The sequence below is a fragment of the Pseudomonas syringae group sp. 247E2 genome, from assembly GCF_032587795.1.
In the GTDB taxonomy this organism is placed as follows: domain Bacteria; phylum Pseudomonadota; class Gammaproteobacteria; order Pseudomonadales; family Pseudomonadaceae; genus Aquipseudomonas; species Aquipseudomonas amygdali.
In genome coordinates this window covers 40,458-55,271 of record NZ_JAWHPK010000003.1, presented here as the reverse complement: position 1 = coordinate 55,271, position 14,814 = coordinate 40,458, and the positions used below count along the sequence as shown (strand labels likewise).

At 60.0% G+C, this 14,814-nt stretch carries 13 protein-coding genes; 5 read left to right on the top strand and 8 right to left on the bottom strand.

Features of this window, described 5'->3' with window-relative positions; all coding sequences use genetic code 11:
* Positions 1–425 precede the first annotated feature (425 nt).
* From lgt to RYC18_RS05985, 4 genes are all read left to right on the top strand, one after another.
* Complete coding sequence (lgt, locus tag RYC18_RS06000; protein ID WP_004655000.1) at positions 426–1,238, top strand: prolipoprotein diacylglyceryl transferase; 813 nt, start codon at positions 426–428, stop codon at positions 1,236–1,238.
* Positions 1,239–1,290: 52 nt separating this feature from the next.
* The gene (locus RYC18_RS05995; RefSeq protein WP_005745077.1) at positions 1,291–2,262 is read left to right on the top strand and encodes a thymidylate synthase; all 972 of its coding nucleotides are present in this window, start codon (positions 1,291–1,293) and stop codon (positions 2,260–2,262) included.
* A gap of 77 nt (positions 2,263–2,339) precedes the next feature.
* Positions 2,340–2,537 (top strand): hypothetical protein, encoded by a 198-nt coding sequence (locus tag RYC18_RS05990; protein WP_003343866.1) that lies wholly within the window; start codon positions 2,340–2,342, stop codon positions 2,535–2,537.
* A 3-nt stretch (positions 2,538–2,540) separates the two neighbouring features.
* Positions 2,541–3,437 carry a hypothetical protein gene (locus tag RYC18_RS05985; protein WP_005733859.1) on the top strand — a complete coding sequence of 299 codons (897 nt, stop codon included), beginning with the start codon at positions 2,541–2,543 and terminating at the stop codon, positions 3,435–3,437.
* 21 nt (positions 3,438–3,458) lie between these two features.
* Here RYC18_RS05985 and cadR read toward each other — a convergent pair whose 3' ends face one another.
* Positions 3,459–3,905 carry a Cd(II)/Pb(II)-responsive transcriptional regulator gene (cadR, locus tag RYC18_RS05980; RefSeq protein WP_004654994.1) on the bottom strand — a complete coding sequence of 149 codons (447 nt, stop codon included), beginning with the start codon at positions 3,903–3,905 and terminating at the stop codon, positions 3,459–3,461.
* A gap of 85 nt (positions 3,906–3,990) precedes the next feature.
* On the opposite strand from cadR, the gene RYC18_RS05975 reads away from it, so the two are divergent.
* On the top strand, positions 3,991–6,249 hold the full coding sequence (locus RYC18_RS05975; protein ID WP_316884324.1) for a heavy metal translocating P-type ATPase: 2,259 nt from the start codon (positions 3,991–3,993) through the stop codon (positions 6,247–6,249).
* Positions 6,250–6,435: 186 nt separating this feature from the next.
* Here the strand turns inward: RYC18_RS05975 and hutG are convergent, their stop codons facing one another.
* From hutG to RYC18_RS05940, 7 genes are all read right to left on the bottom strand, one after another.
* A complete protein-coding gene (gene hutG / locus RYC18_RS05970) occupies positions 6,436–7,236 on the bottom strand; it encodes an N-formylglutamate deformylase (protein WP_316884322.1) in 801 nt (266 codons plus the stop codon).
* A gap of 11 nt (positions 7,237–7,247) precedes the next feature.
* A complete protein-coding gene (hutI, locus tag RYC18_RS05965) occupies positions 7,248–8,453 on the bottom strand; it encodes an imidazolonepropionase (RefSeq protein WP_117140585.1) in 1,206 nt (401 codons plus the stop codon).
* Positions 8,454–8,468: 15 nt separating this feature from the next.
* A complete protein-coding gene (locus RYC18_RS05960; protein WP_004663273.1) occupies positions 8,469–9,845 on the bottom strand; it encodes an amino acid permease in 1,377 nt (458 codons plus the stop codon).
* 106 nt (positions 9,846–9,951) lie between these two features.
* A complete protein-coding gene (hutH, locus tag RYC18_RS05955) occupies positions 9,952–11,499 on the bottom strand; it encodes a histidine ammonia-lyase (RefSeq protein WP_057404918.1) in 1,548 nt (515 codons plus the stop codon).
* 55 nt (positions 11,500–11,554) lie between these two features.
* Entirely contained in the window at positions 11,555–13,096 is a 1,542-nt protein-coding gene (gene hutH, locus RYC18_RS05950; RefSeq protein WP_316884314.1) for a histidine ammonia-lyase, read from the bottom strand.
* A 12-nt stretch (positions 13,097–13,108) separates the two neighbouring features.
* The gene (locus RYC18_RS05945) at positions 13,109–13,939 is read right to left on the bottom strand and encodes a glycine betaine/L-proline ABC transporter ATP-binding protein (RefSeq protein WP_005781542.1); all 831 of its coding nucleotides are present in this window, start codon (positions 13,937–13,939) and stop codon (positions 13,109–13,111) included.
* Complete coding sequence (locus RYC18_RS05940) at positions 13,936–14,787, bottom strand: ABC transporter permease (protein WP_005745086.1); 852 nt, start codon at positions 14,785–14,787, stop codon at positions 13,936–13,938. Before RYC18_RS05940 ends, RYC18_RS05945 begins: the two co-directional genes overlap by 4 nt.
* Between the last annotated feature and the right edge of the window lie 27 nt (positions 14,788–14,814).

Genomic DNA, 14,814 nt, shown 5'->3' with positions numbered 1-14,814 from the left:
TATCGTTCCTCACGCTCCAGCGTAGGAATGCCGTGGGTGACGCTCCGCGTCATAAATCTGTGCCGCGCCGCCTGTTCAAGATCGGACGCAGAGCGTCCAGAACTGCATGCGACGCAGAGCGCCGCACGATAGTCGAGATTATCGTTCCTCACGCTCCAGCGTAGGAATGCCGTGGGTGACGCTTCGCGTCATAAATCTGTGCCGCGCCGCCTTTCAAGATCGGACGCAGAGTGTCCAGAAAGGCGCTACCACGCGGAGCGTGGGAGCGATAACCCCGCTTCTTTACCGCCAGACACATCAGGTGCACCTTTTTTCACTTCGTTCAGCTGGCTTCCATCGGTAGCCGCTAGAGCATCCTGCCGGGCTCCGGTAACATGCGCGCCTGATTCAATCGCTCGCAAGGGCGTTCCAATTGAGGAGTCGCAATGCTGCCTTACCCGCAGATTGACCCGGTAGCCGTCGCTATCGGCCCGCTGCAAATTCACTGGTACGGGTTGATGTACCTGGTCGGCATCGGTGGCGCCTGGCTGCTCGCGTCGCGTCGTCTCAACAAATTCGACCCGACCTGGACCAAGGAAAAACTCTCCGACCTGATTTTCTGGCTGGCCATGGGCGTGATCGTCGGCGGGCGGCTGGGCTATGTGCTGTTCTACGACCTGTCTGCCTACATCGCCAATCCTCTACTGATATTCGAGGTCTGGAAGGGCGGCATGGCGTTCCATGGCGGCTTTGTCGGTGTGATGATCGCGGCCTGGTGGTTTGGCAAACGCAACGGCAAGAGCTTCTTCCAGTTGATGGACTTCGTCGCCCCGCTGGTGCCGATCGGCCTTGGGGCCGGGCGCATCGGCAACTTCATCAATGCCGAGCTGTGGGGCAAACCGACCGACGTGCCGTGGGCGATGGTTTTCCCGCCGTTCAGCGACCCTGCGCAACTGGCGCGTCATCCTTCGCAGCTGTATCAGTTCGCATTGGAAGGCGTTGCACTGTTCATCATCCTCAATCTGTACGCTCGCAAGCCGCGCCCGACCATGGCCGTTTCCGGCATGTTCGCGCTGTTCTACGGCATCTTCCGCTTTGTGGTCGAGTTCGTCCGCGTCCCTGACGCCCAGTTGGGCTATCTGGCGTGGGGATGGGTGACCATGGGTCAGATCCTCAGTCTGCCGATGATCATTGCCGGCCTGTTCCTGATCTGGCTGGCCTACAAGCGCGACCCGGCTGCCAGCAAGGCAGCGGCTTAATACCGAAACGCCGGGTGTCAGCACCCGGCGCGTTCAACAAGGCAGGTGATTTATGAAGCAATATCTGGAACTGGTCGCACATGTGATCAAGCACGGGACCTTGCAAGCCAACCGTACCGGCGTGAACACCATCAGCTTTCCGGGTGCGATGCTGCGTTATGACTTGCAGGAAGGCTTTCCGGCCATCACCACACGGCGCATGGCGTTCAAATCGGCCATCGGCGAAATGGTCGGCTTCCTGCGTGGCGTGAACAACGCTGCCGAATTCCGCGAGCTGGGCTGCAAGGTCTGGGACCAGAACGCCAACGAAAACGCCCAGTGGCTGAACAACCCGTTCCGCAAGGGCGAGGATGACTTGGGCGAAATCTATGGCGTGCAGTGGCGCAAGTGGCCTGCCTACAAGCGTATCGATGCCGGCAATGTCGCAGCCATCGAACTGGCGCTTGGTCAGGGTTATCGCCAGATTGCCGAATCGGAAGAGGGCGGCCAGTCGTTCGTAGTGCTGTACAAGGCCATCGACCAGATTCGCCAATGCGTCGACACCATCATCAATGACCCAGGCAGCCGCCGCATCCTGTTCCACGGCTGGAACTGCGCACAGCTCGATGAAATGGCCCTGCCGCCGTGCCACCTGCTGTACCAGCTGCACCCGAACCCGCAGACCCGCGAAATCTCGCTGACGCTGTACATCCGTTCCAACGACCTGGGCCTCGGCACGCCGTTCAACCTGACCGAAGGCGCTGCACTGCTGAGCCTGATCGGTCGCCTGACTGGCTACACCCCACGCTGGTTCACCTACTTCATCGGCGACGCCCACGTGTACGAAAACCACCTGGACATGCTCAACGAACAGATGACCCGCGAGCCGTACCCGATGCCGAAACTGGTGATCTCCGACCGCGTGCCCGAGTTTGCCAAGACCGGCGTGTATCAGCCTGAGTGGCTGGAGCTGATCGAGCCTTCCGACTTCACACTGGAAGGCTACCAGCACCATCCGGCAATGACGGCGCCGATGGCGGTTTGAGCCCGTAAGAGAACGAATCTAGCGCTGTGCTATAGTTTCAGCGCACGCCCCCCTGACCTTGTTCAATGGAATCGACTATGTTTTTCAATCGGATTGGACATCGTAGTGATACGAAGAAGGCTGAAGACGCAGCCCTCATGCAGGCAATCAAGAGCATCGACACTCTTGTGGTAAGGGGGGGGCGCATGTCCATGGACGCCAAAGAAATCGAAGGCTTGGTTCGCTCTTCACGCGATAAGGCTAAAAAACTGGTCACTCCTCAAGCCGAATCCTGATAAATGGCTTTTTTACTTCTGCTGCCACTACTTGTCAGCGGCTTTTTGGTGTGCCTGAAGGATCCCACCGTTTACTGCAGGCTGCATCGCTATGAAGGCCAGATGCTTTACTTGCAGGTGGGGCGATACGGTATTTACTGCTTTGTAGCGGCCATGTGTGTCACTGCAGTCCTTGCAGGACTGTTCTCGCATGACTGGGGTGTGCTGTGCCCCAAATGGCTGCAAGCGGCAAACGCGGCCTTGCCAGTCTGTTTTGCCGTGAACACCGACTTCATGGGTGCCTTAGGTCAATTGGGACAGGACTTCGACATCACGGGCAGGAATTTTAGCCAAGTGGGTGTGTTCCTTGCCCTCTCAGGTTTACTGACCTTGGCGATGCCAAGTCTGGGGGCCTTTATTACTGTCAGGATTCTCAAGTGGCAACTGGGTGCCAGTAAAAAAGAAGAAATTGCGGCCTATCTGCTGGGCGAGTCTGTAGATCACAGCCCTATCTGCTCGACTCTTTTCGATGCATTCGTCGAAAAGGATGAAGTGATGATCACGATGGCAGATCGAAAGGTCTACGTCGGCTACATCATGGATGTCGGGGCCCCTACCGAAGTGACGGGTGTGAATCAGGAGATTCTGCTAATACCCACCGTCAGTGGCTATCGGGATAAAGACACCCTTAAAGTGGTGTACACGACCGATTATCCAAGCGATACACCGCTCAGGCCTATTGGTTTTCGGCAGGAAAATATTGTCTCGATCAGCGTCTTCAGCGAGGAAGTACGCGAAGCTTTCAAGCGCGTTGATTCTGAGCGGGCGGGTGAAGAGGCTGCGAAAGAGAAAGCTGCCAAAGATCAGCTCGTAAAGGCGATCACTGAGCTTGTGGCGGTGGTGCAAGCTGCGCAGCGTTAAACGAGAGATGTCAAACCCAACTCAATGCCCATGACTCCTCCCCACATGTGAAGCCTCGCCCTCTGGCGCTGCCACAGCCCCGGTCACCTCCAGCCTCTCCAGTATCGCGCAGTGTTCTGCCGCGCCATCGCTGCAGCGGCGGCGCAGGTCGAGTAGTTGTTCCTGGAGCGCTTGCAGGCTCGCGACCCGGGCGTTGACGTGTTCGATGTGTTCGTCGATCAGCGCATTGACGCTTTCGCACTGGTCCTGCGGGCTGTCGCGCAGGCTGAGCAGGTTGCGGATTTCCTCCAGAGTCATGTCCAGGCTGCGGCAGTTGCGGATAAACGATAGGCGCTCCATGTGTGCTTGGGTATACAGCCGGTAGTTGCCATCGCTGCGGGCAGGTGCGGGCAGCAGGCCTTCGCGCTCGTAATAGCGGATGGTTTCGACCTGTGTGTCAGTCAGTTTTGCCAGTTCGCCGATTTTCATTTGGACTCATCTCGTTTGAGTGCTTGACCCTATAGTGGCTACAGGGTGTTCACTTGGCAACAAGCAGAATCCTGGAGCGCAAAGAATGGGTACGACGATCAAGACTTCCCCCGCACATGACCACGACCACGATCATGACCACGGCGAGCATGCGCCTGAGCAAAAGCCCGTAGAACATGCTCATGCGTGCTGCTCCAGCGATGCACAACCTGCTGTGGTGACCTTTAACGATGCGCTGGCATCAGGTAGTCGCTTGAGCAGCTTTCGTATCGAAGCCATGGATTGCCCGACTGAGCAAACCCTGATCCAGAACAAGCTGGGCAAGCTGGCCGGGGTGCAGAAGCTTGAGTTCAACCTGATCAATCGCCTGCTGGGCGTCTGGCACGATCTGCCGTCTACCGACCCGATTCGTGACGCCATCAGTTCGCTGGGCATGCAGGCCGAGCCGGTCGAGGAGGGCGCAGCGTCTGACCAGCCGGCTCCGGCGGTGAAGAAACACTGGTGGCCGCTGGCATTGTCCGGCGTTACTGCACTGGGTGCTGAAGTGGTCCATTTGGCGTCCCTCGGCCCGACCTGGGTCGTTGCTCTGCTGGCGCTGGTGTCGATCTTCAGTTGTGGGCTGACGACTTACAAGAAGGGCTGGATCGCGCTCAAGAACTTCAACCTGAATATCAATGCTCTGATGAGTATTGCGGTGACCGGTGCAATTCTGATCGGGCAGTGGCCTGAAGCGGCAATGGTGATGTTTCTGTTTACTGTGGCCGAGTTGATCGAAGCCAAGTCCCTCGACCGCGCCCGAAACGCTATCAGCGGGTTGATGCAATTGACGCCGGAACTGGCCACCGTTAAACAGGCGGACGGCAGTTGGCAGGAAATTGAAGCTAAAAACGTCGAAATTGGCGCTATTGTCCGCATCAAGCCAGGTGAGCGCGTAGGGCTCGACGGTGAGGTGGTGTCCGGTAACTCGACCATCGATCAAGCGTCGATCACAGGTGAAAGCCTGCCGGTCGAGAAGACTGTCGGCGACAAGGTCTTCGCGGGCACTATCAATCAGGCGGGCTCGCTGGAATATCGTGTGACCGCTGCGGCGAACAATTCGACGCTGGCGCGCATCATCCATGCGGTAGAAGCGGCTCAGGGTTCGCGTGCGCCGACCCAGCGCTTTGTCGACAGCTTCTCGCGCATCTATACGCCGGTGGTGTTCGTTGTCGCCTTGGGCGTGGCGCTGATTGCGCCGCTGTTTTTTGGCGGTGAGTGGTTTGACTGGGTCTACCGCGCGCTAGTGTTATTGGTAGTCGCTTGCCCCTGTGCGCTGGTGATTTCTACGCCGGTGACCATCGTCAGTGGTCTGGCGGCAGCGGCGCGCAAAGGCATCCTGATCAAGGGCGGCGTTTATCTGGAAATGGGCGAGAAGCTTGATTACCTGGCCCTCGACAAGACCGGCACCTTGACCCACGGCAAGCCCGTGCAGACCGACTACGTACCGCTGGACCCGACGGTCGCCGACACTGCGCCGGCCATTGCTGCGAGCCTTGCGGGTCGCTCCGATCACCCGGTTTCGCAAGCGATTGCCAAGGCGGCTGACAGCAGCCTGAAGCTGCATGAGGTCTCGGCGTTTGAAGCCTTGGGTGGACGCGGTGTGAAGGGCGCAATCAACGGCCAGATGTATCACCTGGGCAATCATCGCCTGGTTGAAGAGCTGGGTCTGTGTTCGCCAGAGCTGGAGGCGAAGCTCGATGTTCTGGAAATGCAGGGCAAGACCGTGGTGCTGTTGCTGGACACCGCCGGTCCGATCGCGCTGTTTGCGGTGGCTGACACTGTCAAGGAAACCAGCCGTGAAGCCATCGCTCAGTTGCATGAGTTGGGCATCAAAACGGTCATGCTGACTGGCGACAATCCGCACACCGCCAAGGCGATTGCCGATCAGGTCGGTATCGACGAAGCGCAAGGCAACTTGCTGCCTGCCGACAAGCTGAGTGCCATCGAGGCCCTTTATGCTCGCAACCGCCGTGTAGGCATGGTGGGTGACGGCATCAATGATGCACCGGCGCTGGCTCGGGCCGAGATTGGTTTTGCGATGGCGGCAGCGGGTACTGATACTGCTATCGATACGGCAGATGTCGCCCTGATGGACGATGATCTGCGCAAGATACCGACGTTCATTCGCTTGTCCCGTCGGACCTCGGCAGTGCTCAAGCAGAACATTGTTCTGGCAATCGTGACCAAGGTGTTGTTTATCGGCATCACGTTTGCGGGCATGGCGACCATGTGGATGGCTGTGTTTGCCGACATGGGCGTAAGTTTGCTGGTGGTGTTCAACGGCTTGCGGTTGCTCAAGAAGTGATCAGCCGTGGGCTTTGAAGGGCGGACGCGGAGCGTCCAGAACGGCATTCCCACGCAGAGCATGGGAACGATAATCGGTGTGGCTATCGGCCGTCTTCGTGAGCAAGCTCACTCCCACAGAGGTATTAGCTATCGCTCCCACGCTCTGCGTGGTAGCGCTTTTATGGGCGCTCTGTGTCCGACTTAGTCAGCCGAACCGCTCCTGTCCCCAGGCAATGAAGGTTTCCAGCAGTGGCTTGAGCACGGCGCGGGTCGGCTCTGCCAAGTCCTGGCGGTAGTGGAAGGGCACGAACTCCTCCATGTAGGTGCTTTGCGCCAGTTCCAGCTGCACCGCATGGATGTTGTTGGCCGGGTTGCCGTAGTGGCGGGTGATGTGGCCGCCCTTGAAGCGCCCGTTCAACACATGGCTGTAGTCTTTGGCCGCAGCGCAGACCTGCTCCATTCGGCTGGCCAGCTCCGGGTCGCAGCTTGCACCATTGAAGGTGCCGAGGTTGAAGTCCGGCAGGCGACCGTCGAACAAATGCGGAATGTGCCCGCGAATCGAGTGGGCGTCGAACAGCAGCGCATAGCCGAACTCATCACGCATCCGCTGCAGCTCCTGCTCCAGCGTCTGGTGATAGGGCGTCCATATCTGCTGCAGATACAGCGCCCGCTCTTCGGCACTCGGTGTCTGCCCATCTTTGAACAGCGGCACGCCATCGAACAGAATCGACGGGAACAGGCCGGTGGTCGCGCCAGCGTACATCGGTTTGTCGTCGGAGGGCCGATTAAGGTCGATGACAAAACGCGAGTATTCAGCGGCCAGGGTACTGGCACCCAATTCAGCAGCAAAGTCATACAGGCGCGGGATATGCCAGTCAGTGTCCGGCAGGCTCAGGGCTTCGTCCACCAGCGCGGCTTCGACCACCGGGGTCAGTTTCAGACCGGCATGCGGCATGCTGATCAGCAGCGGAACGCGGCCACGTTTGAATGTCAGAACGTTATCCACAGGGCTCTCCTTCAGATCGATGATTCGACGCCGTGGCGCACGATGCGTTTATCCAGATCGCCGCCCAGCCAGTAGGCCAGATCAGCCGGTCGCTCAATGTCCCAAGCGACGAAATCCGCTACCTTGCCGACCTCCAGCGAGCCGTGGGTCGCGCTCATGCCCAGTGCCTTGGCGGCATTGAATGTCACACCCGCCAGTGCCTCTTCAGGTGTCATGCGAAACAGCGTGCAGGCCATGTTGAGCATCAAACGCAACGACAGCCCTGGCGATGTGCCGGGGTTCAGGTCGGTGGAAATCGCTATCGGCACGCCGTGCTTGCGCAGCGCTTCCATCGGCGGCAGCTGTGTTTCACGGAGGAAGTAAAACGCCCCCGGCAGCAGCACTGCGACGGTCCCGGCAGCGGCCATGGCGACGGCATCGTCTTCGGTCATGAACTCCAGATGATCCGCCGACAGCGCCTTGTAACGTGCCGCGAGGCTTGACCCGCCCAGCGAAGAAAGCTGCTCGGCATGCAGTTTGACCGGCAGTGCCAGTTGCCCTGCGCTGATGAACACCTGCTCGACCTGCGCAGGCGAAAACGCCAGGTACTCGCAGAACGCGTCCACGGCATCCACCAGCCCTTCGGCAGCCAGTGCTGGCAGCATGTCGTTGCAGATGTGATTGATATAGTCGTCGGCGCGATCGGCGTATTCCGGTGGCAGGGCGTGGGCGGCCAGACAGGTGGCGCGTACGGTGACCGGTTGGGTATTGCCCAGGCGGCGGATCACCCGCAGGATCTTGCGCTCGTTTTCCAGGTCCAGCCCATAACCTGACTTCATCTCGACGGTAGTCACGCCTTCCTTGAGCAAGTGTCGCAAGCGTCGCTCGGCACTGGCGTACAGCTCATCTTCACTGGCCGCACGAGTCGCGCGCACCGTGCTGGCGATACCGCCGCCTGCTGCGGCAATCTCGGCGTAGCTCACACCCTGGAGACGCTGTTCGAACTCACCGCTGCGGTTGCCGCCAAACACTGTGTGCGTGTGGCAGTCGATCAGGCCGGGCGTCACCCATGCGCCGCCCAGATCGATGCAGTTGTCATGTTCCGGCTCGGCCAGCTCGGTTTCAGGCCCGATCCACTCGATGAGCGCTCCGGAGGTCACGATGGCGGCATTCTCGATGATCGAGTATTTACCGTGCGCCATGCTTGCGATGTGACAGTGTTTCCAGAGCGTTTTCATTTCGGGCCTCTTTGGTCAATGGGGATTGTTGAGCGCCTTTGGCTTGACCCACAAGCCGTAGGCGATGAGCAGCAGCACAATCCAGATTGCGCCGACGATCAAGGCTGCACGGTTGTCCGGGAAATAGCCCAGCACTCCGAAGATGAACAGCATGAAGACGATGGCGGCGGCCGGACCGTAAGGCCAGAACGGCACCGCGAATTTCAGTTGTGCGGCCTCGTCGCGGTTCATCGAACGGCGCATGGCAACCTGGGTGAGCAGAATCATCAGCCAGACCCAGACCGTGGCAAACGTTGCCAGCGAGGCGATCAGCAGGAACACGTCCTTGGGGATCAGGTAGTTGAGCAGCACGCCGCCCAGCAACGCGATGCCCATGACCAGCACGGTCATCCACGGCACACCATGCCGTGACAGACGCGCAAAACTGGCGGGTGCCTGACCGTCACGGGCCAATCCGTACATCATGCGCCCGGCGCCGAAGATGTCGCTGTTGATGGCCGACACCGCAGCAGAGATGACCACGATATTGAGGATAGTCGCCGCCGACGCGATGCCCAGATTGTCGAAAATCTGCACGAACGGGCTGCCTTGGGTGCCGATCTGCGGCCACGGGTAAATGCACATCAGCACAAACAGTGTCAGCACATAGAACAGCAGAATGCGCAACGGTACGGCGTTGATCGCCTGTGGCAGGCTGCGTTGCGGGTCCTTTGCCTCACCGGCCGTGATGCCGATGATTTCAATGCCGCCGAAGGCAAACATCACCACCGCGAACGAGGCGATCAGACCGGTGACGCCGTTGGGCATGAAGCCGCCATGTGCCCACAGGTTGCTGATGCCGATTTCGGTGCCGCTGGTCGAGCTGCCGATACCGAAGATCATGATGCCGAAGCCTGCGACGATCATCGCCACGATGGCGCTGACCTTGAGGATCGACAGCCAGAACTCGGTTTCACCAAAGACTTTCACGTTGCACAGGTTGAGCGCGCCGATCAGAAAGACGATGCCCAGCACCCAGATCCAGCGGGGTACTTCCGGAAACCAGAAGCCCATGTAGATGCCGAATGCGGTCACGTCGGCGAGGCAGACAATGATCATTTCGAATGCGTAGGTCCAGCCCAGTACGAAACCGGCCAGCGGGCCCATGTAGCGCGTGGCGTAATGGCTGAAGGAGCCGGAAACCGGGTCGTGAACGGCCATTTCGCCCAGTGCGCGCATCACCATGTACACCGCCGCGCCGCCGATCAGGTACGCCAGCAATACGGCCGGACCGGCCTGTTGAATCGCCGAGGCCGAGCCGTAGAACAACCCTGTGCCGATGGCAGAGCCCAGGGCCATGAAGCGGATGTGGCGGGCGGATAACCCGCGTTTCAAACCATCTTGTGACGTCATTTCAGGTCCATTTCATTACATACAGGTATGGCAAAAGCCGCGAAAACGCCTGCAACCGGCTTCCCGCAGCAATGACCAAAGCGAGCCCTGCCAGGCTCGCGGTACATCACAAACTCGGTAGCAGACGTGCAGGAACCAGCGGGTTCAGGCAAGTGGAGGACAACAGCTGACTGGCAGCTTCGATGTCCGGTGCAAAAAAACGGTCCTTTTCATAGAACGGGACCTTGCTGCGCAACAGGCTGCGGGCTTGCTCCAGTTTCGGAGAGGTTTTCAGACCCTCACGCAAGTCCAGACCCTGGCAGGCAGCCAACCATTCTACGGCAAGAATCCCGCGAACGTTTTCTGCCATTTCCCATAACCGCTTGCCAGCGGCCGGGGCCATCGACACATGGTCTTCCTGATTGGCGGATGTCGGCAGGCTGTCGACGCTGTGCGGATGAGCCAGCGCCTTGTTTTCACTGGCCAGCGCGGCGGCCGTGACCTGCGCGATCATGAAGCCGGAATTGACGCCGCCGTTGGCGACCAGGAAGGGCGGCAGTTGCGACATGTGCTTGTCCATCATCAGCGAAATACGCCGTTCGCTGAGCGAGCCGATCTCGGCAATGGCCAGTGCCAGATTGTCCGCCGCCATGGCGACCGGCTCGGCGTGAAAATTGCCACCGGATATGACGTCGTTCTCGGCGGCGAACACCAGCGGGTTGTCGGACACCGCGTTGGCTTCGATTTCCAGCACTTCGGCGGCTTGGCGCAACTGGGTCAGGCATGCGCCCATGACCTGCGGCTGGCAGCGCAGCGAGTAGGGGTCCTGAACCTTGTCGCAGTTGCGGTGCGACTCGGACACGCCACTGCTTTCGCCGAGCAAGTCGCGGTAGCAGGCAGCGGCATCGATCTGCCCGCGCTGACCGCGTGCTGCATGAATACGTGCATCGAAGGGTGAGCGCGAACCGAGCACGGCTTCGACGGTCAGCGAGCCACAGGTCAACGCCGCAGCGAACAGGTCTTCGCCCTCGAACAAGCCGCGCAGTGCATACGCGGTGGACACTTGCGTACCGTTGAGCAGCGCCAGTCCTTCCTTGGCGGCAAGGGTGAGCGGTTGTAGTCCCGCGACAGCCAATGCATCGACAGCATTCAGCCATTCGCCCTTGTAACGCGCCTTGCCTTCGCCCAACAGCACCAGCGACATGTGCGCCAGTGGAGCCAGGTCACCCGAAGCGCCGACCGAACCCTTGAGCGGAATATGCGGATAGACATCGGCATTGATCAACGCGATCAACGCATCGATCAGCACCCGACGAATACCCGAGAAGCCACGGCTCAGGCTGTTGACCTTGAGCACCATGATCAAGCGCACCAGATCATCGCTGATCGGCTGACCAACACCGGCCGCATGCGACAGCACCAGCGAACGCTGCAGATTTTCCAGGTCTTCGCTGGCAATCCGCGTCGAGGCGAGCAGGCCAAAGCCGGTGTTGATCCCGTAGGCGGTGCGGTTCTCGGCCAGAATGCGTTCGACACAGGCGACGCTGTCGTCGATCTGCTGGTCTGCGCTGCTGTCCAGCGTCAGGCTGACCGGCTGCTGATGAATGGCGCGCAATTGCGCCAGGGTCAGTTGGCCGGGGATCAGGTTCAGCGTCTTGGCAGATAAGGTGGTCACGATGCAGCTACTCCTTGATTGATGTCAGCAACGGCGTGTGGCCGTCCGCCGCTTTTTATAGGGTTGCCGCATGATCGCGGCAGTGCTGGAAAACCCTTTCCAGCGATGTTGCGTCTTTGAGCAGGGCCGCGCTGCTGGCGATATCAGGGGCCAGCCAGCGGTCTTCATCGTAGGCCGGAATCCGCTCGCGCAGCAGTCGCCACGCAGCACCTGTACCCACGCCAAACCCTTGCGCCTTGAGGAATTCGAACGCCTGGGCCGCCAGCAAATACTCGATGGCCAGAATCTGTGTGACGTTGCCTAGCACCTTGTGCAGCTTGAGCGCGGCACTGGTGCCCAGGCTCAGATGGTCTTCCTGCAGGCCGGAGGTGACGTAGTTATCGACCACCGCCGGTTGCGCCATCTGGCGGTTTTCCGCGCACAGTGAGGCGGCGACGTACTGAACGATCATCATCCCCGAATTCACCCCCGGCTGGCTGACCAGAAACGCCGGCAGGCCGCTGACCATCGGGTTGATCAGGCGGTCGAGGCGTCGCTCGGCGATGGAGCCCAGTTCTGCCAGCGCCATGCACAGCAGGTCTGCCGCCATCGCCACCGACTGGCCATGCGGGTTGGCCTGAGACACCACGCGCCAGTCATCGGGCGTGCCGAGCAGCATGGGGTTATCGGTGACCGAGTTCAGCTCGGTCTCGATCTGGCGAATGGCATGAGCCAACTGATCGCGGGTTGCGCCATGCACTTGGGGAATCGAGCGGATGCTCAGCGCGTCCTGGGTACGAATGCCCTGGCGGCTGGCAAGCACTTCGCTGCCAGCCAATACGCTGCGCAGGTTTTTGCCCACCTGCTGCATACCGGGATGCGGTTTGAGGGCAAGAATGCTCTCATCGAATGCATCCAACTGACCGCCCAGTGCTTCGAAGGTCATCGCGCCGATCACGTCGGCCCATTGGCTCAGGCGCTCGGCATCGGCGATGGCCAGGCAGCTCAGGCCGGTCATGCATGGCGTGCCATTGACCAGACACAAGCCGTCCTTGGCACCGAGAATTACCGGAGCCAGACCTTCTTCATTCAAGGCCTGCTCAGCCGGGACGATCTGCCCGCGATAACTGACCTGACCGACGCCCAGCAAGGTGATGCCGACGTGCGCCATGTGGGTCAGGTAACCCACCGAACCCTGCGATGGCACGTGTGGCGTAATGCCCCGATTGAGCAAGGCCAGCAGCGCTTCGACCACTTGCCGGTGAATGCCGGATTTACCCTGGCTGTAATTGAGGATTGCGGCGCAGATGATTGCGCGAGTCTGCTCGTCGGCCAGCGGCGCACCCACGCCGCAGGCATGGCTGAGCAGGGTATTGCGCGACAGGCGACTGAGCTGTTCGCCTTGCAGCGATACGTTGCACAGCGCGCCAAGCCCGGTGTTCACGCCATAGGCGCGTTCGCCGCTGACGACAATCTGCTGCACGATGGCCTGCGCGTTATCGATCCGCGCCCAGGCAGCATCCGACAGGACCAGTCTTGCGCCATGCCGGGCCACGGCGACCACGTCCTGCCAGCCCAGCGGGGCTTCACCGATGACGATCTGTTCTGCTCGCGACATCTGCAACGGTCCTTAAAGGGTGGCCACGCGGCGCTGAACGAAACGGTCCACGTAATCGTCGGCGGGCGAGTGAAGGATTTCTTTCGGTGTACCGACTTGAATCAAGCGCCCGTCCTTGAGGATCGCGATGCGATTGCCGATGCGTACCGCTTCGTCCAGGTCGTGGGTAATGAACACGATGGTCTTGTGCAGGCTGGCTTGCAGTTCCAGCAACTGGTCCTGCATCTCGGCGCGAATCAACGGGTCGAGGGCGCTGAACGCTTCGTCCATAAGAATGATGTCGGTGTCGGCTGCCAGTGCTCGTGCCAGACCGACGCGCTGGCGCATGCCACCGGAAAGCTGGTGCGGGTATTTGTTTTCGTAGCCCTTGAGGCCTACGGTCGTTATCCAGTGCTGCGCGCGTTCCTGGCACAGCGCCTTGCTCTCGCCGCGCACTTTCAGGCCGTACGCGACGTTGGCCAGCACGGTCTTGTGCGGCAGCAGGCCGAAGCTCTGGAACACCATGCTGATCTTGTGCCGACGGAATTGGCGCAGCGCCTCCATGTCGTAGCGCAGGATGTCTTCACCATCAACCAGAATCTCGCCGCTGGTAGGGTCGATCAGGCGGTTGAAGTGGCGTACCAGCGTCGATTTGCCGGAGCCGGACAGGCCCATGATGACGAAGATTTCGCCACTGCCGATCGACAGCGACAGGTCGTTGACCCCGACCACGCAGCCAGTTTGCGCCAGTACCTGATCCTTGCTCTGGTTCTGTTTGATCAGCGCCAGTGCTTCCTTTGAGCGATTGCCAAAAATCTTGAATACGTTTTTAACGACGATCTTGTTCGGTTCCACGCTGCTCATTTGTGCGCCTCATGCCGTGGGCGGCCATAGGCCTGCGTGATACGGTCGATGACGACCGCCAGAATGACGATGGCCAGACCCGCTTCCAGCCCGCGTCCGACGTTGAGCGTCTGAATGCCCACCAGCACGTCTTCACCCAGCCCGCGTGCGCCGATCATGGAGGCGATGACCACCATCGACAGCGCCATCATGGTGGTCTGGTTGATCCCGGCCATGATGCTCGGCATGGCCAGTGGCAGTTGCACACCAAACAGCTGCTGCCAGCGGTTGGCACCGAAGGCGTTGATGGCTTCCATCACTTCACCGTCAACCTGACGAATGCCCAGGTCGGTCAGACGAATCAATGGCGGCGCGGCATAGATCACCGTGGCGAAGATGGCCGGGACCTTGCCCAGGCCGAACAGCATCAGCACCGGAATCAGGTAAACGAAGCTGGGCATGGTCTGCATGATGTCCAGCAACGGCATCAGCACCGAGCGCAGGCGATTGCTGCGCGCGGAGAGAATGCCCAGTGGAATGCCGATCAGTACCGCAATGATCGTGGCGACCAGCATCAGCGCCAATGTCTGCATCAGCTTGTCCCACAACCCGACCGCACCGACCAGAAACAGCAGGCCGACGATGACCAGCGTCGTGACGATCTTGCGTGTCGCGTGCCAGGCAATGCCGCCAACGATTATCAGCATCAGCCACCACGGCGCCATGCGCAGCAGGCCTTCGAGGTTGACGATGGCCCATAGCAGGGTGTCGGAAATGTGCCGGAACACATCGCCATACTGAGTCACCAGCGAGTCGACCCCGTCGTTGACCCAGTTGGCGATCGAGAAAGTGAAGCTTTCAGGAAACATAAGCGGCTCTCAAATGAGGTGTGTCGG

Excerpts from the sequence above, each read along its gene's own strand:
- hutI (WP_117140585.1), bottom strand. The coding sequence starts at position 8,453 with ATGAAAACGCTCTGGAAACACTGTCACATCGCAAGCATGGCGCACGGT.
- RYC18_RS05995 (WP_005745077.1), top strand. The coding sequence starts at position 1,291 with ATGAAGCAATATCTGGAACTGGTCGCACATGTGATCAAGCACGGGACC.
- RYC18_RS05960 (WP_004663273.1), bottom strand. The coding sequence starts at position 9,845 with ATGACGTCACAAGATGGTTTGAAACGCGGGTTATCCGCCCGCCACATC.
- RYC18_RS05990 (WP_003343866.1), top strand. The coding sequence starts at position 2,340 with ATGTTTTTCAATCGGATTGGACATCGTAGTGATACGAAGAAGGCTGAA.
- hutH (WP_316884314.1), bottom strand. The coding sequence starts at position 13,096 with ATGTCGCGAGCAGAACAGATCGTCATCGGTGAAGCCCCGCTGGGCTGG.
- RYC18_RS05985 (WP_005733859.1), top strand. The coding sequence starts at position 2,541 with ATGGCTTTTTTACTTCTGCTGCCACTACTTGTCAGCGGCTTTTTGGTG.
- cadR (WP_004654994.1), bottom strand. The coding sequence starts at position 3,905 with ATGAAAATCGGCGAACTGGCAAAACTGACTGACACACAGGTCGAAACC.
- RYC18_RS05940 (WP_005745086.1), bottom strand. The coding sequence starts at position 14,787 with ATGTTTCCTGAAAGCTTCACTTTCTCGATCGCCAACTGGGTCAACGAC.
- RYC18_RS05975 (WP_316884324.1), top strand. The coding sequence starts at position 3,991 with ATGGGTACGACGATCAAGACTTCCCCCGCACATGACCACGACCACGAT.
- lgt (WP_004655000.1), top strand. The coding sequence starts at position 426 with ATGCTGCCTTACCCGCAGATTGACCCGGTAGCCGTCGCTATCGGCCCG.
- RYC18_RS05945 (WP_005781542.1), bottom strand. The coding sequence starts at position 13,939 with ATGAGCAGCGTGGAACCGAACAAGATCGTCGTTAAAAACGTATTCAAG.